Here is a 20,258-nt window from a genome sequence, read left to right on the forward strand (position 1 = left end):
CCTGGCAGGCGGCGCGCTGACCGAGGCGGATTTCATCTTCTGATCCAATGCCATAGCACAAAACCAGCCCTCCGGCCCAAAGCCGGGGGGCAATGCCATGCACCATGGCGCGACGATCTGCAACCTGTCTGGAAGATGGTGGCGGGGGGGAGATTTGAACTCCCGACCCCACGATTATGAGTCGTGTGCTCTAACCAACTGAGCTACCCAGCCACTGCGGGGGTGATTAGTCGCACTGGCCGGGAAGGTCAAGCGCCCTGCGGCAGATTTTTTGCGACAATGTGCATTTGCCGCAAAAAATCTTGGCAAAGCCGGGGCTTAGGCCTCGGCACGCTCATGGGCTACACGGGGGCGCCCGGCGGCTGTGGCGCTGACCGTGGCCTCGATGAACATCACGCGGCCCTCGATCTCGGCCTCGCGGATGTCGCGGACGAGGGTCACCGTGGCCTCAGCCGCGCCTGCCCGCTCGGCGCGCAAACGGGCCTCGGTGGCCAGGGCCTGTTCCAGCGCCTGCAAAGCGGCCTCGCGGTCGTTGAACAGCTGGTTCCCCTCGGGCAGATGCGCGACGAAACGGCCCTCGCCGGGGCTGGAGACCAGCGCCGAGACGCGCTGCCGCACCTGACCCACCACGGCGCCGATGGCATTGGCGACGCCCGCATGTTCGGGCAGCACCATGCGCGCGCCGAGGCGCTCGCCCACCGCGACATAGTAATTCGGCGCCGAAGCCCCCAGCCCGATCACCGGCACGCCCAGCCGCACACTGGCCTGCACCACGCCGCGATGCCCGGCCACCCCAGCGCGGGTCAGCAGGTGGCGGGCCAATACCTCGGGCTTTTCCTCCGCAAAGGCGGGGTCTTCGGCAAAGGCGGCCTCCAGCAGACAGTCCATGGTTTGCTGCGTCAGCTGATCGACGATCATCTGCGCCAAGATATTGGGATCATTGGAGAACCGCTCGCCCTTCCCGGTGCGGCGGCGACCCAGCAGGGTCAGCGCCTTCTCGGCCGCCATGCCATCCCAATCGGCCAGACGGCCCAGAACATGACTGGCATCGGAAGGCGTCACGCCCGAAATCATCACCAGCCCGCGCGCCACAAGCCGGTCCATCGCTGCCACTTCCAGCCGCGAGGTGATGGGCCGCGCCAGCGGCATCGGCGCGGTGATGCGCGCCAACAGCGTCGCCTCGCGCGCGGTCAGCCCGCCCGCATTGCCGCCCATCGGGATCACGAAACGCCCGTCAAACTCGCCCGCCGTGGCCGAGGACAGCGCGCGGTCCAGAGAATCGTGAACCATTTCAGGGTGATCCACCGCCAGCAGCGACACCGGCACCAGACGGCGCGGGCCAAGGCGCAGGCCGCCTTCCAGCCCGGCGGTGATCAGATGCACCTCCGAATCGCCGCCCAGTCCTGTGGTGCGCATCGCCACCGCCTCCACCATGGTGCGCATGCCGCCAACGCGGGCGCCCTCGGGGTCGATCTCGGGCAGGCCGTCTTTCAGCAGCGCCACATCGGTGGTGGTGCCGCCAATGTCTGAGACCAGCGCATCCGGCTCGCCGGTCAGCCAGCGCGCGCCGACGATGCTGGCGGCGGGGCCGGAGAGGATGGTTTCGATCGGGCGCTCGCGCACCATGGCAGCAGAGATCAGCGCGCCGTCGCCGCGCACCACCATCAGGGGGGCGTCGATGCCGATGGCGGCCAGATGGCGCTCGCAGGCGGTGACCAGCCGGTCGATCATGCCGATGAGGCGCGCATTCAGCACGGCGGTCAGCGCGCGTTTCGGGCCGTTCAGCCCGGCGGACAGCTCGTGCGAGCAGGTGACCGGGCGCCCGGTCGCGGCGCGGATGGCTTTTCGCGCCGCCACCTCATGCGCGGGATTGCGGGTGGCAAAGCGCGCGGCCACGGCAAACCCCATCACATCCGGCGCAAGTCTTGTGGCCTCCTCGCACAGGGCATCAAGATCGAGTGGTGCGGCCTCGGCGCCGGAATGCTCATGCCCGCCCGCCAGCCGGATCACCGGGTCGCCGCCAAGCGCCTCGGTCAGGCCGCCGCGCTCCAGATCGGCGGGATCAAAGCCGATGAAGACCAGCGCCACCCGGCCGCCCTGACCTTCGACCAGCGCATTGGTCGCCAGCGTGGTGGAGAGCGAGACCATGGCGACCTGCGCCGCCGCAACCCCCGATTGCGCCAGCGCCGCATCCACAGCGCGGCCAATGCCAAGGCTGAGATCTGCGCGCGTTGTCAAGGACTTGGCGCTGCCGATCACGCGGTTTGCGGCCTCGTCCACGATCACCGCATCGGTATAGGTGCCGCCGGTATCGACGCCCAGAAAATATGCCATGCCCGTCTCCCGTTCCTGCGCGCCCCTGCATAGGCGGGCACGGGCGCGACGTCATCCCTTTTGGCGACATGCGCGTGGCGAAACGCGCCTTGCGGTGCCGTCATGCCCGCGTCATCCTGCGGCCTCACCATCTGTTTGCGCCATTTCGGGATCCAGGATGCAGATCAAGAACCGTGTTTTCGACGAGATCGCGCCGGGGGATACGGCCTCCATGCGGCGGCTGCTGACGGCGGATGATTTGTTCGTTTATGCAGCCGCATCAGGCAATTACAACCCGGCGCACCTGCCGTCCGAGGATATGGACGGCGACGGCGTGAAAGAGCGCGCGGCGCCGGGCATGTTTGTGGCGGCGCTGATTTCGGGGCTGTTGGGCACGCAATTGCCGGGGCCGGGGACGCGGCTCAAGCATCAGAATTTCGAGCATCACGCGCGGGCCTATGCGGGCGAGGAGCTGCTGGCCGTGGTGCGGGTGTTAAGCAAGGCGGCGGGCGCGCGGGTGCGTTTGGCGGCGGAGGTGACGCGGGTTGCGGATGGCGCGCGCATCCTGACGGGCGAGGTGGAGGTGGAGGCGCCAGAGCTGGCCTATGCCGCCGATGTGGCGCTGCCCGGCCTGACCGTGCAACGCCACCGACATTTCGAGGCGCTTTTGGAGCGCGCGCGGCCTTTGCCAGCCCTGCCGACGGCGGTGGTCTGCCCGGAGGATGCCAAATCGCTGCAAGGGGCGCTGCTGGCGGGGCGGGAAAGCCTGATCGCGCCGCTTTTGCTGGGCGATCCGGGGCGGATTGCGGCGGCGGCGGCAGAGATCGGGGCCGATCTGGCGGGGGTTGAGGTGCTGCCCGCCGCGCCGCATGAGGCGGCGGCGCTGGCCTGCGCCCTGGTGCATGAGGGGCGGGTTCAGGCGGTGATGAAGGGCCAGTTGCACACCGACGACCTGCTGCGCCCGATGTTGGAAAAAGACAAGGGATTGCGGATTGGGCGCCGTTTTACACATGTTTTTGTGCTGGATGTGCCGGGTCTGGATCATCCGCTGATGGTGACGGATGCCGCGATCAACATCGCGCCCGACCTGCTGACCAAGGTGGATATTGTGCAGAATGCGATTGATCTGGCGATTTCGCTGGGCTTGCCGCCGCGCGTGGGGGTGCTGTCGGCGGTGGAGACGGTGAACCCGGCGATCCAGTCTTCGATCGACGCGGCGCTGTTGTCGAAAATGGCCGAGCGCGGGCAGATCCGGGGCGGCGAGGTGGAGGGGCCGCTGGCGATGGACAATGCCGTCGATCTGGCCGCCGCGCGCACCAAGGGGCTGAAAGGCGATGTTGCCGGGCGGGCAAATATCCTTGTTGTTCCGGGACTTGACGCCGGGAACATGCTGGCCAAGCAACTGGCTTTCCTCAGCCATGCCGAGGGGGCGGGGCTGGTTCTGGGGGCGAAAGTGCCGGTCATCCTGAACTCGCGGTCGGACAGCGCGATGTCGCGGCTGGCCTCTTGCGCGGTGGCGGCGCTGCATCACTTTGCGGGGGCAAGATGAGGGTCATTCTGGCGCTGAATGCGGGGTCCTCGACCCTGAAACTCGCCGTCTACTGTGTAACGGGCGATACAGTTTCGGGGGGTGAACCCGCTGAAACGGTAACCGGATATACGCTTTTGGCGACGGGCCTTGCCGACCGGATCGGGCCGCAGGGCAGCCTGAGCCTGACCTCGGCGGAGGGGCAGGCGTTGCCGGTTGCGCCCGGCCCGGTGACCAGCCATGCCGAGGCCATGGCGCGGGGGATCGCGGCGCTGCGCCGCGACTGGCCCGAGGCCGAGGTGGTGGCCATCGGGCATCGGGTGGTGCATGGCGGGGCAGACCACAGTGCCCCGGCGGAAATCACCGAAAGCCTGATCGCCGATCTGGAGCGCCTCACCCCGCTGGCCCCCCTGCACCAGCCGCAGAACATCGCAGGCATCCGGGCGGCGCAGGCGGCCTTTCCGGGCGTGCCGCAGGTGGCGGTGTTCGACACGGCGTTCCACCGCAGCCACCCTTGGGTCAATGACACCTTCGCCCTGCCGCGTGACCTCTATGCGCGGGGGGTGCGGCGCTATGGGTTTCATGGGCTGAGCTATGAGTATATCACCGGCGCGCTGGCGCGGATGGCGCCGCATCTGCATGCGGGGCGGGTGGTGGTGGCGCATCTGGGCAGCGGGGCCAGCATGTGCGCCATTCAGGACGGGCGCTCGGTCGCCTCGACCATGGGGTTTTCGGCGCTGGATGGCTTGCCGATGGGCACGCGCTGCGGCCAGCTTGACCCCGGCGTGGTGCTGTATCTGATGCAATCGGAGGGGATGAGCGCCGAGGCGGTGGCGGCGCTGCTTTATCAGCAATCGGGGCTTCTGGGCCTGTCGGGCCTGTCGAATGACATGCGGGTGCTGGAGGCTTCGGCCCGTCCAGAGGCGGCGCAAGCCATTGATTACTTTGTTTTTCGCATTCAGCGCGAGCTGGGCGGCATGGCGGCGGCCATGGGCGGGATTGACGCGCTGGTGTTTTGCGGCGGCATTGGCGAAAACTCCCGCATGATCCGGGCGCGGGTCTGCGAGCGGGCGGGTTGGATGGGGATCGAGATCGACCATGCCCGGAATGCGCGCAATGATCTGGTGATCTCGTCCGACCTTGCGCGCACCACGGTGATGGTGATTCCGACCGTGGAGGCCGAGGTGATCGTGCGGGCGGCGCTGGCGTTGCTGGAGGCCCGCAGGCCTCAGGCGCGCTCGACCCGGCATTGAAAGCAATTGTTCCGCGCCGAGCGGATGTGCAGATAGCGGATGGCGGGGTTGGCGAAGCGGGCCTCGGCCTCGGCGATCAGGGCATGGGTCGGGAGGACGGCGCCTGAGCCATAGATGATGCGATCATCGGCGCCATAGCCGCGCAGGATGTAATCAGGCGAGGTGAGCAGGGCGGGTAAGGATGCGCCGCCGCCCCGGGTGCAGGGCGCGGCGCAAAGGAAGATCGGGCCGCATTCGGCATAGGGGTGCAGGCTGGGGAAGGGGCGATGCGCGAGGATCAGCATCCCGGCCCCCTCGGGGATGAGGTCGAGGCAATGGCGGCAGGGATTGCCTGCCCCCGTGGCCCGGTGCCGCTCGGGCGGCATGCCATTGGCATCGGGCGCGCCGCCCTGCAAGGCGCGCACCTGCGCCGTTTCCATCGCCACGAACCGCACTGCCATGCCCGCCTCCTGTCTTGCCGGAAGGGATGGCACGCGCGGTGCGTGGCGGCGACCCGGAAGCTGCGGGTTACTCGGCTTTGGCGACCATGCGGCCCATGACGCGGCCGCCAAGGATATGCAGGTGGAAATGCGGCACTTCCTGCACGCCATGGGTGCCGGCATTGGTGATGGCGCGGAAGCCCTCGCCGCCCTCGCCGGGCTGCACGCCGGTCATGGCGCAGATCTGCGCGACCGCGCGGTGGAAGTCGACGATCTCGGCCTCCGAGGCATCGCGGGCGAAGTGATCATAGGTGACGTAAGGCCCCTTGGGGATCACCAGCACATGCACGGGCGCTTGCGGCGCGATGTCGTGGAAGGCCAGCGTATGCGGCGTTTCCAGCACGGTTTTATTGGGAATTTCACCGCGCAGGATGCGGGCAAAGATGTTCTGCGGATCGTAGGAATAGGCCATCTGTCAGTCCACGAAAAGGTAATGGGTTTCGGCGATCCGCTTGGCCTGATCTTTCGGGATGCCGAAGAAGGCGGCGAGCGTGCCGATATTCTCCTCGACAGTGCCAGATTGGCGCATGCGATGGAAGTTCTCGAAATCGGCATCGCGCAGGCGGTCGCTTTCAAATTTCACATCATAGCGGATGGTGGGCAGCAGGCGCTCCAGCGTCTCGACCGGGGTGCTGGCGCCAGCCAGACCGACGCGGCGGGCATGGCCCAGCAGATATTCATCGGTAAATTCGCATTCCACCTCCAGCAGGCGGACAGTCGATTTATCGGCGAAGAAATCCTGGATGAGGTCGAGATTGGCCGGGTCGATGCAGAGGATCAGCTTGTCGGTGTTCCAGTAATCGAACAGCATCCGCACCAGCGCCCGGCGGTGGCGGGTGCGTTTTTCCACCGTGGTCTGGATGCCGCCCAGATCGGGCACCGGGGTCGAGGATTCGTTGAACAGGTAATCCACCGCCGCGATGCCCGCGACCTGGCGGGCCTGTTCGACCAGCCGTTTGGCAACATGCCATTTCTTGCAGGTGACGATCAGCAGGGTCCGTTCGCGCCCGAGGCTGGCCTCGGTTTCCCAGAACCGCGGGGCGAAGCGCCGCCCGATGCGGCCGCGCCCGGTGAGGAACTTGAACAGCGAGCGGCCCTCATTCGAGATCGGGAAAATCTCGCCCTCGGAATTATAGAGGTCGCCCAGCCGGGTCTTCAGCTCCGCCGCTTCGGGGCTGATCTTGCGGGCGAAAAGATAATCCTGCGAAATCAGCAGGTTGTAATGGTCATTGTAGAAGGTCACCGGCATGCCGTAATCGGTGAACATCAGGAAGGTGAGGGTGCGGGTGCGAATTTCATCTTGCGGCACCAGATGGCGCACGAGGGTCTGGAAAAAGGTCTCATCGGGGATCCAGGTGGTCTGGAAAAACCGCATGACATCGCGGCGCTTGCGGCAGAAATCCAGCACCCATTCGACCGTGCGCCGCCGCAGACACCACCATTGGCTGCCGATTTGGATGGCCAGATCCTCGGGGATCTGGCGTTGCAGGCCGAATTTCTCTTGCAGGGTCATCGAACTGTAGAACAGCCATTTCTGGGTGCGTTCGTTGAACCAGTGGCGATAGATCAGCCGTTCATCCTTGATGCCGGTCTTGATCCAGTCGGAGCGGAAGAAATCGAAGCTCTCGATATAGTCCACCTCGTCGCGGTCGAGGAAATCATGGGCATATTCGGCCGATTTGATCGGCATGCAATCGCCCGACAGCATGTAGAAATGCGTGGCGCGCGGGAAGCTGTCGACGGCGGCCTGCACGGCCTGCAAGGTGGCGTCGACCAGGCTCCATTCCCCCCAGCCGCATTTGCGGCGCTTTTTGGCGAAGGCGACCGAGCGGTTCTCGGCCAGGGCGCTGCGGATGCGGTCGTAATCCTCGCGCCGGGCGCGGGCGTCGAAATGGATGGCAATGTAATCGCCCGCGGCGGTGAGTCGCTCTGCCTGCGCGATGATGCCCGCCGGGTCTTTGTGGCAGAGAAGAATGTAGGCAATTTTCGCCATTTCAGAAACTCAGACCCAGGATTATTCCGCATTGTTTCCATAAAGTGCTTTACGGGTCATTGAAAAGACAGAGTTTGTTTGCTTTTTTCCTGTCATAACGACTCCGCTGCCCTTTCGGGCGGCGTGTCAGGCATTGGAGACGAGGCAGATGGGCTTTCCAGGCACCTGGATGACCGAAAGTGAAAGTGTTGTGTATCGTGTGGTGCCCAAATGCGCCTGCTCGTCGATCGGTCAGATCATGTTCTATTCCGATCACGGCAAGTTCTTTGACGGCGACATCCATGATTCGACCACCGGCCTGCACAAATGGAGCCAGGAGGTCAGCCAGCCGCTGATCGAGGCCAATGTGAAGGGGCATAAAAGCTATGCCTTCACCTGCGTCCGCAACCCCTATACCCGGATTTTGTCATCGTTTTTTGACAAGATCTGCGGCATCCAGCGCAATGGCAAACGCTATCGCGGCAATCTGGTGCCGCTTTTGGTGCAGAAATACGGGATCGAGGTCGGCAGCCCCGAGGACGGGTTCGAGTTCGACCAGATCAAGAGCTTCCGCCGCTTCCTGCTGTTTGCGCGCGACACCATCCGCTTTCGCAAACCGATGGAGCCGGACATCCACTGGTCGGCCATGTCGGGCCATGTCTCGACCTTCATCGTGAATGGCGGGCGCTATGACCACATCTTTTTCACCGAGAAATTCGATGAGGGCATGCAGCATGTTCTCAACAATATCAAAGTGAAGAAGAAGGTGAACCTGAAGAAAATCCCCAAGTTCAACGAGAGCGAGGGGCATGGGCCGAAGCGGGCGCATCCGGTGGCGGATTATTTCGACGATCTGTCGCGCCATCTGGTCTGGGAAATCTACAAGCGCGATTTCCAGCTGTTCAAGTATGATTTCGACAATCCGAACAACAAGATGCCGCTGGGCGAGGTGGACCTTGAGGAGGTTCACGCCAAGCTGGGCGATTAACGGCTGGTGCGGGCGGTCATGAGGGCGGCGAGGCCGAGGCCCGCCGCCGCCCCGAGGCCAAGGCCAAGCGCATCGGCGATCAGGTCGGCCAGCTCGCGGCTTCGCCCGACATGGGGTTGGAGCAGTTCGATCAGGGCGCCGAAGCCAAGGCCGAAGGCCAGAAAACCCGGCGTCCAGCGTGGCATGAGCGCGATGCCGGGCAGCACGAGGGCGGCAAAGCCCAGCAGATGATGCAGCTTGTCACCGCCCGGCAGCGGCGGCGCGTTGAGGCCGGAGGGCATCAGCGTGCCGAGGGCGATGCCCAGGGTGAGCAACGCCGTCAGCGTGAGCGCGAGGCGCGGGCGGCTCAATGCGCCGCCGCCCAGTTCGGGCCGCGCCCCGCATCGGCGGCCAGATGCACATCCAGTTTGACCGCCGGTTCGGCGGCGCTTTCCATCACCTCGCGGGCGGTGGCGATCAGATGTTCGGCCTGATCCTCCGCGACCTCGAACAGCAGTTCGTCATGCACTTGCAGCAGCATTTTCGCGTCGATCCCGGCGATGGCTTCGGGCATGCGGATCATGGCGCGGCGGATCACATCGGCGGCAGTGCCCTGAATGGGCGCGTTGATGGCGGCGCGTTTGGCGAAACCGGCGCCGGGGCCCTTGGCGTTGATCTCGGGCGTGTTGATCTTGCGGCCAAACAGGGTTTGCACGTAACCCTTTGATTTCGCAAAGGCCACGGTCTCATCCATATAGGCGCGGATGCCGGGGAAGCGTTCAAAGTAACGGTCGATGAAGCCCTGCGCCTCGGCGCGGGGAATGCGCAGGTTGCGGGCCAGGCCGAAGCCGGAAATGCCATAGATCACGCCGAAGTTGATGGCCTTGGCCTGACGGCGGATCATGGGGTCCATGCCCTCCAGCGGCACGCTGAACATTTCGGAGGCGGTCATGGCGTGAATGTCATGCCCCTCCTTGAAGGCCTGTTTCAGCGCCGGAATATCGGCGATATGGGCCAGAATGCGCAGCTCGATCTGGCTGTAATCGAGGCTGACCAGCACGCGACCGGCTGGCGCCACGAAGGCCTCGCGGATGCGGCGGCCCTCTTCGCTGCGGACGGGGATGTTTTGCAGGTTGGGGTCGGTGGAGGCCAGACGCCCGGTATTGGCCCCGGCAATACTATAGCTGGTATGCACCCGGCCCGTATCGGGATGGATGTGGTCTTGTAAACTATCGGTATATGTCGATTTCAGCTTGGAGATCTGCCGCCAGTCCAGCACGCGGGCGGCAAGTTCGGCCCCCTGGGGATGGCTGTCCAGGGTGGTGATGTCTTCCAGCACATCGGCGCCGGTGGCATAGGCGCCGGTCTTGCCTTTCTCGCCGCCGGGGATCTGCATCTGGTCGAACAGGATCTCGCCCAGTTGCTTGGGGGAGCCGACGTTGAACTTGGCCCCGGCGAGGCCGTGGATTTCCTCCTCCAGCTGCACCAGCTTTTGCGCGAAGGCGTTGGACATGCGCGACAGCACGTCGCGATCCACCTTGACCCCCGCCATTTCCATATCGGCCAGCACCGGGATCAGCGGGCGTTCAAGGGTTTCGTAAACGGTGGTGACTTGCGCGCGGTGCAATTGCGGGCGGAAACGCTGCCAGAGGCGGAGCGTCACATCGGCATCCTCGGCGGCATATTTCACCGCATCGTCAATCCCCACGCGGTCAAAGGTGACGGCGGATTTGCCGCTGCCCAGCAGCGATTTGATCGGGATGGGCGTGTGGTTCAGGTAGCGATCCGACAGCTCGTCCATGCCGTGATTGTGCAGGCCCGCATGCATGGCATAGCTTTGCAGCATCGTGTCCTCGATCGGGGACATGCGGATGCCGTAACGGGCCATGATCTTGAAATCATACTTGATATTCTGGCCGATCTTCAGGATGGCCGGGTCTTCCAGCACGTCTTTCAGCGCGGCGAGGGTGGGTTCAAGGGGCAATTGCCCCTCGGTCAGCGCGTCGGAGGCGAAGAGATCGCCCCCACCCTGACGGTGGCCCAGCGGGATATAGCAGGCGCGACCGGCATCGACCGACAGGGAAATGCCCACAAGATCGGCGCGCATTTCATCGAGGCTGGTGGTCTCGGTATCAAAGGCGACATGGCCGATCTCGCGGATGCGGGCGAGCCAGGTGGCGAGGGCCTCGGGCGTGCGGATGCACTCATAGGCGCTGGCGTCGAAGGGCAGGGCGGCGGCAGGGGCGGCGGCCAGCGCTGCGGGTTCCGGGGCGGCGGGGGCGGCGGGCGGGGCCAGGCCCACCTTGTCGGCCACGCGCTTGGTCAGCGTGCGGAACTCCATGGCGTTGAGGAAGCCCATGAGGGTTTCCGGCTCGGGATCGCGCACCTCCAGGCTTTCCAGCGTGAAATCCAAGGGCGTGTCGCATTTCAGCGTGACCAGATCGCGGGAGATGCGGATCTGGTCGGCAAAATTCACCAGCGTTTCCCGGCGCTTGGGTTGCTTGATCTCGCCTGCGCGGGAAAGCAGCGTATCGAGATCGCCATATTCCTGAATGAGCAGCGCGGCGGTCTTGATGCCGATGCCCGGCGCGCCCGGCACGTTATCGACCGAGTCGCCCGCAAGCGATTGCACATCCACCACGCGTTCCGGGCCGACGCCGAATTTCTCGATCACCTCGTCGCGGTCGATGGTCTTGTTCTTCATGGCGTCGAACATCACCACGCCATCGCCAATGAGCTGCATCAGATCCTTGTCGGAGGAGATGATGGTGACGCGGCCGCCTGCATCGCGGGCCTGACAGGAGAGGGTGGCGATGATGTCATCGGCCTCGAACCCCTCGGTTTCGATGCAGGCGATGTTGAAGGCGCGGGTTGCGTCGCGGGTGAGGGGGAATTGCGGGCGCAAATCCTCGGGCAATTCCGGGCGGTTGGCCTTGTATTCGGGGTAAAGGTCATTGCGGAAGGTGTGGGAGGAGTGATCGAAGATCACCGCGACATGGGTGGGCGTGTCGCCGGATTTGTTGCCCTCCAGATAGCGGAAGAGCATGTTGCAAAACCCGGCCACGGCGCCGATGGGCAAGCCGTCGGATTTGCGGGTGAGGGGGGGCAGCGCGTGATAGGCGCGGAAGATGAAGGCCGAGCCGTCGATCAGATGCAGGTGGCAGCCTTTGCCGAATGTCATGGTATCCCTCCGCGCGTTTCGGCTTTGGTATGGCACGAAGCGCGGAGGGTGTCACGGTCAGGAAGGGCGGCCGGGGCGCGGCGGCGGGGTGAGGTTGGGGCTGGTCGGCGCCTCCGACAGGTCGAGCGTGGCCCATTGGCGCGCGCTGCCCGTGGGCGGCAGATCGGCGGGCGTGGCGTGGCGGGCGAGCCAGCTTTTTGCGATGAAATTGCAGGTGATCGGCGCGGTGAGGAACAGGAACAGCGTGATCAGCAGCTCGTGCCAGCTGAGGCTGCCCTGCGCGAGGGCATGGGCCATGGCGGCCAGCAACACGCCGCCGACGCCCAGGGTGGAGGCCTTGGTGGGCGCGTGCAGGCGCGTCATCAGATCGGGCAGTTTCACCAGGCCATAGCTGCCGACAAGGCCAAACAGCCCGCCAATGACCAGAAGCGCCGCGATGAGGAGTTCGGCGATGAGGCTCATTCGATGATGTCTCCGCGCAGGATGAATTTGGCGTAAGCCACCGAGGAGACGAAGCCGGTCATGGCAAAGAGCATGGCGGCCTCGAAATAAAGGCCGGTGTTGCGGGCCATGCCATAAAGCACGATCAGCGCGATGACATTCACCACCATGGTATCAAGGCCCAGAATGCGGTCGGGCAGGGTGGGGGCGAAGATCACGCGCCAGAGGCAGATGAGCAGGCCTAGGCCGAAGCAGGCAAAGGCGAAGGTGAGGGCGAAGGCGAAGATCATGCGAAGATCCTTTTCAGCCGGGCCTCGTAGCGGGATTTGATGTCGTCGCGCACGGCATCGGCATCGGTGGCGTCAAGGCAGTGGATCAAGAGGCTGCGGCCATCGGCCGACAGGTCGGCGGTGACGGTGCCGGGGGTCATGGTGATGGTGCCCGCCAGAACGGTGATCGCCTCGGGCGAGGTGACATCCAGCGGCACCCGCACCCAGAGCGGGTTCAGCTTCGCCGCCGGGCGGAACAGCACGATGAGGGCGACCGTAATGTTCGATTTTACAATGTCCCACAGCACGATCACCACATATTCGGCCACGGCTGGCCAGCTTTTGATAAGCGGGCGATTGGGCCAATAGGGCGCGGTGAGCAGCGGCAGGATGATGGCGAGGAGCGTGGCCAGCACAAGGCTGCCCCATTTGAACTCGTTCACCAGCATGAGCCAGGTGAGGATGAGCAGCACGCTGAGCCCCGGATGCGGCAGCAGTTTTCTGAGCATCATTGCCCCCCCAGTTTGTTGGCGGCGATATAGGCGGCGGGGTCATGCAGCTCGGCTGCGGTGGTGGACAGCCAGGCGGTGACCGGGCCTGCGGCCAGCGTCAGCCCCACCAGCCCCGCGAGCAGCGCGCCCACGGCGACGAAGGCCAAGGGCTGTGGCGCGTGGGGGGCGGGGGGCGTGGCATCGGCGTGGGATTTCCAGAACAGCACCGCGCCCGCCTTGGCAAAACCGAGGATGACGAGGAAGGAGGAGATCAGGATGCCGCTCCAGATCACCGCAAGCCAGGGGCCGCGCGTGGCGTCGAGGATCAGCAGTTTGCCGAGGAAACCGGAAAGCGGCGGCATCCCGGCGGCGGCGATGGCGGCGGCCATGAACAGGCTGGCGATCAGGCCCTGTTGGGCGATGCGGGGGGCGGCGGCCAGGCGCCACTGGCCGCGCCGCGCCAGCACCAGATCGGCCAGCAGGAACAGCGCGGCTGCGGCCAGCGTGGAATGCAGCGCGTAGTAAAGCGCCGCCGCCGTGGCCTCGGGCGTGAATTGCGCCACGGCCACGAAGAGCGTGCCCATCGAGGTGATGGCGGCGAAGGCCACCAGCCGCCCGAGGCCGCGCGCGCCAAGGACTCCAAGCCCGCCGACGGCGAGGGTGAGCAGCGCGGCGGCCAGGATCAGATCGGCAAAGAGCGGGCCGGTGGCGGGCAGATCGGCAGGAAAAACCAGCGTATACAGGCGAATGACGGCATAGGCGCCCACTTTGGTCATCACCGCGAACAGGGCAGAAACCGGCCCCGGCGCCTGCGCATAGGTGGCGGGCAGCCAGGTATGCAGCGGCACCAGCGCGCCCTTGATGGCAAAGACCATCAGAAGCATCACCCCCGCCACGCGGATCAGCGCGGCGTCGCCCTGCGGCAGGCTGGGCAGTTTGGCGGCCAGATCGGCCATGTTCAGCGTGCCGGTGACCGAATAGATCGTGGCCAGGCCCAGCAGGAACAGGGTGGAGCCGACAAGGTTATAGGCCACATATTGCACGCCCGCCTTCAGCCGGTCGCGCCCGCCGCCATGAATCATGAGGCCATAGCTTGCGATCAGCAGCACCTCGAAAAACACGAACAGGTTGAAGGCGTCGCCGGTGAGGAAGGCCCCGCAGATGCCCATCAGTTGAAACTGCCAGAGCGCGTGGAAATGGCGGCCCTTGGCATCCCATCCGGTGCCGATGGCGTAAAGCTGCACCACCAGCGCGAGGAAGGCGGCCAGCGCCACCATGAGGGCGGAGAGCCGGTCCAGCACCAGCACGATGCCGAAAGGCGCGGGCCAATTGCCAAGGAAATAGGCCTCTGGCCCCTCATGGCTGGCGCCCCACATCAGGTAAAGCGCGATGGCGAGCAGGGTGGCGGTCGCGGCGGTCGAGATGGCGCGGGCGGAACCCAGCGTATTGCGCAACACAAGCAGGGTGAAGGCGCCGACAATGGCGGGCAAGACGACCGGCGCGATGATCCAGTGCGACATCATTCCGCGCCCTCCTCATCCAGATCAACACGGTCGTCGCCGGCCTCGAAAAACGCACCCAAGGCCATCATCACCAGCACGGCGGTCATGCCGAAGGAGATGACGATGGCGGTCAGCACGAGGGCTTGTGGCATCGGGTCGGTATAGGCGGCGGCGTCTTTCGACAGGATCGGCGGCAGGCCCGCCACCACCCGTCCCGAGGCGAAGATGAACACATTGCAGGCATAAGAGATCATGGTGAGGCCCACGATCACCGGGAAGCTGCGCAGCCGCAGGATCAAATAGACGCCCACGGCCGTCATCAGGCCGACGCTGGAGGCGACAAGCAGTTCCATCACTTGTCCTCCGGTTGGAATTTGTCTTGCATGTCATAGGCTTCGGTATTGGTGGTCTGGCCTGCCCGCGTGGCGATGCGGCTGAGCGAGGACAGCGCCAGCATGACGGCGCCCAGAACGGTGAGGAACACGCCCAGATCGAACAGGGCGGCGGTGGCGAGTTCAAACTTCTCCAGCGGCCAGATTTCAAAATAGCCGTAATTCGAGGTCATGAAGGGGCGCCCCGCGAACCAGGAGCCGATGCCGGTGGCGGCGGCCACCAGCACGCCCGCGCCGATGATGCCGTGATAGTCGATCCGCTGGCGCGCGGCGGTCCAGCCAAAGCCGGAGGCCATATATTGCATGACCAGCGCGATGGCGACCACAAGCCCGGCGATGAAGCCGCCGCCCGGCACGTTATGGCCGCGCAGGAAGATGTAGATGCCGACCATGAGGGCAATGGGCAGCATCATCCGCGTCGCCACCACCATCATCAGCGGGTGGCGGTCGCCTGCATCGGGCGTATCGCTTTTCCAGTTGCGCAGCCGGTCATTGGCGGGGCCGGGGCGCAGCAGGGTCTCGGTCAGGGCGAAGATCAGCGTGGCGGCGATGCCCAGCACGGTGATCTCGCCAAAGGTATCATAGCCGCGGAAATCCACCAGAATCACGTTCACCACATTGGTGCCGCCGCCCAGCGTCTTGGAATTGGCGAGGTGATACTCGGCAATGGTGGGGAAGGCGAAATCGCGGGTCATCAGCGCATAGATCAGCGCGGCGGTGCCGAGGCCGGTGGCGCCGGCAATGGCCCAATCGCGGGTCTTGCGCGCGGTGGAGCTGTGCGCAGGTGTGGTTTTCGGCAGGAAGTTCAGCGCCAGCAGCATGAGGATGACGGTGGCGACCTCGACCGAGATCTGGGTCAGCGCCAGATCGGGGGCCGAAAGATAGGCAAAGCCGACCGAGACCATGAGGCCCACGACGCCGATCAGCACCAGCGTCAGCAGGCGCTGGCGGTGCAGGAGGGCGACGCCAAGGCTGGCTGCCATCAGCGCGAGCCAGCCTGCGGCCATCACCGGCTCGACGGGTTGCAGGGCGCGGGCGCCGGGGCTGTGGCTGCCGCTGAGGAAGGCATAGAGGCTGACACCCAGGATGGTGACCAGCGCCAGCGCGAGATATTGGCCCAGCGCGCCGCCATGCAGCCGCCTTGTGACGCCGCCCGCCAGCCGGGTGAGCAGGCCGAAGGCTGCATCGAAGATCCGCTTGCCCTCGGGGCGCGGGGTGGCTTGCCAGAGACGGTCCAGCGCGGGATGCAGGCCCAGAAGCGCGAGGCCGCCGCCCACCGCCGCAAGCGACATCCAGAGCGCGGGGCTGTCCAGCCCGTGCCAGTGATAGATTTTGGCGGCAACCGGGCCGCCGGTCACCGCGCTGGCGGCGGCATCGACGATCCAGCCAGCGAAGGTCATCGGCATCAGGCCGATCAGCACCACCAGCAGGGCAAGGAAGGCGGGCGCGCCCCAAAGGCCAAAGCCCGGATCATGCGGCAGATGCGGGTCATTGCTGCGTCGCGGGCCGAGGAAAGTATGGGCAATCAGGCGGAAGCTATAGGCGACCGAGAAGGTCGCCCCCAGCAGCGCCAGCGCCGGGATCAGCCAGGGCGCGGTATGGGCGGCCTCCTCCAGCATCATTTCTTTCGACAGGAAGCCGTTGAAGGGTGGCAGGCCCGCCATCGACAGCCCTGCGATTGTGGTGATGGCAAAGGTGATCGGCATCAGGTGCCGCAGCCCGCCCAGGCGCTTGATATTGCGGCTATGCGCCTCGTGATCGACGATGCCTGCGGCCATGAACAGCGCGGCCTTGAAGCTGGCGTGGTTCACGATGTGGAACACGGCGACGGTAGCGGCGGCCTTGGTGCCAAAGCCCAGCAGCATGGTGATCAGGCCCAGATGGCTGACGGTGGAAAACGCCAGCAGCGCTTTCAGGTCATCCTTGAACAGCCCGATCACCGCGCCCAGAACCATGGTGATGAGGCCCGCCGAGGTGACGATCCAGACCCATTCCGGCGTGCCCGCCAGCACCGGCCACAGCCGCGCCAGCAGGAAGATGCCCGCTTTCACCATGGTGGCGGAATGCAGATAGGCCGAGACCGGGGTGGGCGCGGCCATGGCATGTGGCAGCCAGAAATGGAACGGGAATTGCGCCGATTTGGTGAAAGCGCCGAGCAGGATCAGCACCAGCGCCGTCAGATACCAGTCAGAGGCGCGGATCGCCTCGCCCGCTTGCAGGATCACGGTGAGGTCATAGGAGCCCGCGATCTGGCCCAGAATGAGCATCCCCGCGATCATCGCAAGGCCGCCGCCGCCGGTGACGGCCAGCGCCATGCGCGCGCCTTGCCGCCCCTCGGGCAAATGTTTCCAATAGCCGATGAGGAGGAAGGAGGAGAGCGAGGTCAGCTCCCAGAACACCAGCAAAAGCAGGATGTTGTCGGACAGGACAATGCCCGTCATCGCGCCCTGGAACAGCATGAGATAGGTGTAGAACTGCCCCATCGGGTCGCGCTCTGACAGGTAGAAGCGCGCGTAAAGGATGATCAGAAGGCCGATGCCCAGGATCAGCGTGGCGAAAAGCAGGCCCAGCCCGTCCAGAAAGAAGCTCGCGGTCAGGCCCAGTTGCGGCAGCCAGTCGATGCGGGCGGTGATGACCTCGCCACGCAGCACGGCGGGGGCGTGCAGCAAGAGGCCGATCAGCGCCAGCAGGGTGACAAAGCCGGTGGTGGCAGCACAGGCATTGCGGCCCGCGCGGATCATGAGACCGGGAAGAAGTGCGCCCAGGAAGGGCAGCACGGCGATCAGGGCAGGGGACATGCCGGAATTTTTCCGTTTGTTATGGCGCGGTTCCCGGAAGGAGACCGGAGCGGCGGCGGGATGTCTGACTGTCGGGTCGTCCGCCCCGAGATGGGGCCTTCCCTAGGTGGGTCAAGACCCGCGCCGCTGTCAAGCCACGCTGCAAGCCGCGCCGCGGCAGCCCCGCAATCGGCCCGGGCTGCCACCTTCAGCCGGCGGTCAGCACGGTGCCCTGTTCCAGCAGGAAGCGCTGCGCCAGCGGCACGGCGGCGGCGCCAAGGCTGCGGGCCCCGGCGCCCACGGTGCCTTCGCGGATCTCGGGCGGCTCGATCCCGGCCAGATCGAGGCGGTGGAAGGCCTGCCGCACCCGCTCGGTCAGGGCGGCGCGCAGCCAGGTGGGCATCCAGCCGTCGATCAGCACGGCGCCGATCTCCAGCAGCGAGGTGGCCGAGAGGATGGCGGCAGCCAGACCCTGCGCGGCATCTTCCAGCCAGCGCTCCAGCACGGGGGGGCTGATCTGCCAGCCCTCGGGGTTTTCCCACAGGCCATCCGAGGGGTCGCCCGCCGCATCCATGGCGGCGGCGAGGGTGGAGAGCGAGGAGAGCGTCATCAGCCGCCGCATCCGGCCATCGGGGCCGGGCACCGGCATGGGGCCAACCCCCGCCGCATTGCCGGTGCGCCCGGTGAACAATTGCCCATTCAGCACCAGCCCGCCGCCGATAAAGGTGCCGCAATAGAAATACAGGAAATCATTGGGCTTTTCGCCGGTGCCAAAGACCAGCTCGGCGCCGCAGGCGGCGGTGGCATCGTTTTGCACGGTGACGGGCATCCCCGCCACCTCGGTCAGCTCGCGCTGGATGTCGCGGCTGCGCCAGGCGTCCATCTCGGCCTGCGGGGCGCCCAGATAGGCCACCCAGCTCCAGAGCTGGAAGGGCATGGCAACGCCCATCCCGGCGATGCGGTCGCGCAAGGCGGCGGGCAGGCTGGCGGTCAGCTGCGGGATCGCCTCGGCGGCGAAGGCCAGCACGGTGTCGGGCGTGGGATAGCGGTAGATGCGGCGCAGGGTGCCGCGCAGCTCGCCGGTGAAATCGACAAGGCTGAGATCGGCCGAGCGCCGCCCGATCTTGAGGCCGAGGAAAAACGCGCCATCGGCGGCCAGCGACATCGGCACCGATGGCTGGCCGATGCGCCCGCGCTGCGGCTCGCCCTTTTGCAGCAGGCCATCCTGCTCCAGCGCGCGCATGATGACCGAGACGGTCTGGGCCGACAGGCCGGTCATGCGCGCGATGTCGGATTTGGCCAGCGCGCCATGCTGGCGCAGCAGGCTCAGCACCAGCCGCTCGTTATGCGCCCGCATGCCCGACTGGTTGGAGCCGCGCGCCGCGAGCGGGGCGGCGCCCGGCTCGGTCGCGCTGCGGTCCATGGCGTCTTCGGTCTGGCGCAAGCTATCCTCCCTGAGAGACCGGCCTCCCGTGATCGGCCTTTCCGTGATTGGCCCTTGTTTGACTGGCGCAGAGCCTTGGCGGCTTTGCCTTGCCGCCGCAAGGGCCTTAGCGCGCAGCGGGGCCGCCGATCACCCCTTTGCGCAAAATAACATTGGCAAACAGCGCGGATTCGCTGGTGGCGATGATGGTATGGGCGGCGCGGATGCGCGGGTAGAGATCGGCCCCCGCGAGGGCCTGGGCCGCGACGCCGTGGCGCGCGGCAAGCGCGTCGATGCGGGCATGGATCGGGCCGGATTGCGCCGGGTCATTGTTCAGGCTGGCGCGCAGGATGGGCGCGGGCACATCGGCATCCAGCGGCATCACCTGAAGGATGGCCTCCAGCACCGCCTCCAGCCCATGCCCGTCGGCGCGCACCAGCCGCTGCGCATGGGCCTGCGCCGGGTAATTGCCATCGACCAGCGCGATTTCGTCGCCATGCCCCATGGCGCGCAAAGTAAAGAGCAGATCGGGCCCCAAAAGGGGCGGGATGCCGATAAGCATGGGTTTTGCCTTCCTCCCGGCGCAACTGCCCGCAGGATGGGCGTTGCGCGAATTCATGGCATTCAGACTGAGCGTGCCGGGGCCTGCTGTCAATAATAATTCAGACTGATTTATTTATCTTGACGCAAGGACGGGAATCAGGCTTTCTGAGGCAGGTCGCGGCGAGGTGAGAGGCGTCGCGGTTCTTGGCAAAAGAAGGGGCTGAGCCCCGGTTTCCTTGGGAGGAACACTATGAAACTGAAAGCGAAAGCCCTTCTGGGCGCGGCTGGTATTGCGCTGATCTCGGCCGCTCCGGCCATGGCCGAAGGCGTTTCGGCCTGCCTGATCACCAAGACCGACACCAACCCCTTCTTCGTGAAGATGAAAGAGGGCGCCGAAGCCAAGGCAGCCGAGCTGGGCGTGACCCTGAAATCCTATGCCGGCAAGATCGACGGCGACCATGAGGCGCAGGTTGCGGCCATCGAGGCCTGCATCGCCGACGGGGCCAAGGGCATCCTGCTGACCGCTTCGGACACCAAGGCCATCGTCGATGCGGTCAAGGCCGCCCGCGACGCCGGCATCCTGGTCATCGCGCTGGACACCCCGCTTGACCCGATCGACGCCGCCGACGCCACCTTTGCCACCGACAACTTCCAGGCCGGCCTGCTGATCGGCCAATGGGCCGCCGCCTCGCTGGGCGCCGAAGCTGCCAATGCCAAGATCGCCATG

At 65.7% G+C, this 20,258-nt stretch carries 18 protein-coding genes and 1 tRNA gene; 4 read left to right on the forward strand and 15 right to left on the reverse strand.

What is annotated here, in order from left to right:
* Positions 1-136: 136 nt before the first annotated feature.
* Together JNN06_RS15645 and JNN06_RS15650 are read right to left on the reverse strand one after the other, a co-directional pair.
* Positions 137-213, reverse strand: a tRNA-Met gene (locus JNN06_RS15645).
* Between the two features lie 105 nt (positions 214-318).
* A complete protein-coding gene (locus tag JNN06_RS15650) occupies positions 319-2,334 on the reverse strand; it encodes a hydantoinase/oxoprolinase family protein (RefSeq protein WP_291240523.1) in 2,016 nt (671 codons plus the stop codon).
* Positions 2,335-2,491: 157 nt separating this feature from the next.
* Here JNN06_RS15650 and JNN06_RS15655 point away from each other — a divergent pair, with 157 nt between their 5' ends.
* On the forward strand, positions 2,492-3,862 hold the full coding sequence (locus JNN06_RS15655) for a bifunctional enoyl-CoA hydratase/phosphate acetyltransferase (RefSeq protein WP_291240524.1): 1,371 nt from the start codon (positions 2,492-2,494) through the stop codon (positions 3,860-3,862).
* On the forward strand, positions 3,859-5,094 hold the full coding sequence (locus JNN06_RS15660; protein WP_291240525.1) for an acetate/propionate family kinase: 1,236 nt from the start codon (positions 3,859-3,861) through the stop codon (positions 5,092-5,094). The genes JNN06_RS15655 and JNN06_RS15660 overlap by 4 nt, the downstream gene beginning before the upstream one ends.
* On the opposite strand, the gene JNN06_RS15665 is transcribed toward JNN06_RS15660, so the two are convergent.
* From JNN06_RS15665 to JNN06_RS15675, 3 genes are all read right to left on the reverse strand, one after another.
* On the reverse strand, positions 5,070-5,534 hold the full coding sequence (locus tag JNN06_RS15665) for a DUF1203 domain-containing protein (protein WP_291240526.1): 465 nt from the start codon (positions 5,532-5,534) through the stop codon (positions 5,070-5,072). The two genes, JNN06_RS15660 and JNN06_RS15665, sit on opposite strands and share 25 nt — an antisense overlap.
* 67 nt (positions 5,535-5,601) lie before the next feature.
* The gene (locus tag JNN06_RS15670; RefSeq protein ID WP_291240527.1) at positions 5,602-5,985 is read right to left on the reverse strand and encodes an HIT domain-containing protein; all 384 of its coding nucleotides are present in this window, start codon (positions 5,983-5,985) and stop codon (positions 5,602-5,604) included.
* A gap of 3 nt (positions 5,986-5,988) precedes the next feature.
* A complete protein-coding gene (locus JNN06_RS15675; RefSeq protein WP_291240528.1) occupies positions 5,989-7,566 on the reverse strand; it encodes a DUF5928 domain-containing protein in 1,578 nt (525 codons plus the stop codon).
* Between the two features lie 148 nt (positions 7,567-7,714).
* Here JNN06_RS15675 and JNN06_RS15680 point away from each other — a divergent pair, with 148 nt between their 5' ends.
* Positions 7,715-8,533, forward strand: coding sequence for a sulfotransferase family protein (locus JNN06_RS15680; protein ID WP_291240529.1), 819 nt, complete (start codon positions 7,715-7,717; stop codon positions 8,531-8,533).
* On the opposite strand, the gene JNN06_RS15685 is transcribed toward JNN06_RS15680, so the two are convergent.
* The 10 genes from JNN06_RS15685 to JNN06_RS15730 form a co-directional block, all read right to left on the reverse strand.
* Positions 8,530-8,883, reverse strand: a complete 354-nt coding sequence (locus JNN06_RS15685) for a VanZ family protein (protein WP_291240530.1) — start codon at positions 8,881-8,883, stop codon at positions 8,530-8,532. The genes JNN06_RS15680 and JNN06_RS15685 overlap by 4 nt on opposite strands.
* Entirely contained in the window at positions 8,880-11,693 is a 2,814-nt protein-coding gene (gene polA / locus JNN06_RS15690) for a DNA polymerase I (RefSeq protein ID WP_291240531.1), read from the reverse strand. The genes JNN06_RS15685 and polA overlap by 4 nt, the downstream gene beginning before the upstream one ends.
* A 57-nt stretch (positions 11,694-11,750) precedes the next feature.
* Positions 11,751-12,155 (reverse strand): Na+/H+ antiporter subunit G, encoded by a 405-nt coding sequence (locus JNN06_RS15695; protein WP_291240532.1) that lies wholly within the window; start codon positions 12,153-12,155, stop codon positions 11,751-11,753.
* A complete protein-coding gene (locus JNN06_RS15700; RefSeq protein WP_291240539.1) occupies positions 12,152-12,421 on the reverse strand; it encodes a K+/H+ antiporter subunit F in 270 nt (89 codons plus the stop codon). The genes JNN06_RS15695 and JNN06_RS15700 overlap by 4 nt, the downstream gene beginning before the upstream one ends.
* Positions 12,421-12,912 carry a Na+/H+ antiporter subunit E gene (locus JNN06_RS15705; RefSeq protein WP_291240533.1) on the reverse strand — a complete coding sequence of 164 codons (492 nt, stop codon included), beginning with the start codon at positions 12,910-12,912 and terminating at the stop codon, positions 12,421-12,423. Before JNN06_RS15705 ends, JNN06_RS15700 begins: the two co-directional genes overlap by 1 nt.
* Positions 12,912-14,414 (reverse strand): monovalent cation/H+ antiporter subunit D, encoded by a 1,503-nt coding sequence (locus tag JNN06_RS15710; protein WP_291240534.1) that lies wholly within the window; start codon positions 14,412-14,414, stop codon positions 12,912-12,914. Before JNN06_RS15710 ends, JNN06_RS15705 begins: the two co-directional genes overlap by 1 nt.
* Positions 14,414-14,749 carry a Na+/H+ antiporter subunit C gene (locus JNN06_RS15715; protein WP_291240535.1) on the reverse strand — a complete coding sequence of 112 codons (336 nt, stop codon included), beginning with the start codon at positions 14,747-14,749 and terminating at the stop codon, positions 14,414-14,416. Before JNN06_RS15715 ends, JNN06_RS15710 begins: the two co-directional genes overlap by 1 nt.
* The gene (locus tag JNN06_RS15720) at positions 14,749-17,586 is read right to left on the reverse strand and encodes a monovalent cation/H+ antiporter subunit A (protein ID WP_291240536.1); all 2,838 of its coding nucleotides are present in this window, start codon (positions 17,584-17,586) and stop codon (positions 14,749-14,751) included. The genes JNN06_RS15715 and JNN06_RS15720 overlap by 1 nt, the downstream gene beginning before the upstream one ends.
* Positions 17,587-17,773: 187 nt before the next feature.
* Positions 17,774-18,988, reverse strand: a complete 1,215-nt coding sequence (locus tag JNN06_RS15725) for an ROK family transcriptional regulator (protein WP_291240540.1) — start codon at positions 18,986-18,988, stop codon at positions 17,774-17,776.
* 127 nt (positions 18,989-19,115) lie between these two features.
* Positions 19,116-19,550 carry an RbsD/FucU domain-containing protein gene (locus tag JNN06_RS15730; RefSeq protein ID WP_291240537.1) on the reverse strand — a complete coding sequence of 145 codons (435 nt, stop codon included), beginning with the start codon at positions 19,548-19,550 and terminating at the stop codon, positions 19,116-19,118.
* A 231-nt stretch (positions 19,551-19,781) separates the two neighbouring features.
* Between JNN06_RS15730 and JNN06_RS15735 the strand changes: the two genes are divergently transcribed.
* A partial coding sequence (locus JNN06_RS15735) for a substrate-binding domain-containing protein (protein WP_291240538.1) occupies positions 19,782-20,258 on the forward strand: 477 nt, incomplete at its 3' end.

The sequence above is a fragment of the Gemmobacter sp. genome (assembly GCF_016792925.1).
GTDB lineage: Bacteria > Pseudomonadota > Alphaproteobacteria > Rhodobacterales > Rhodobacteraceae > Gemmobacter.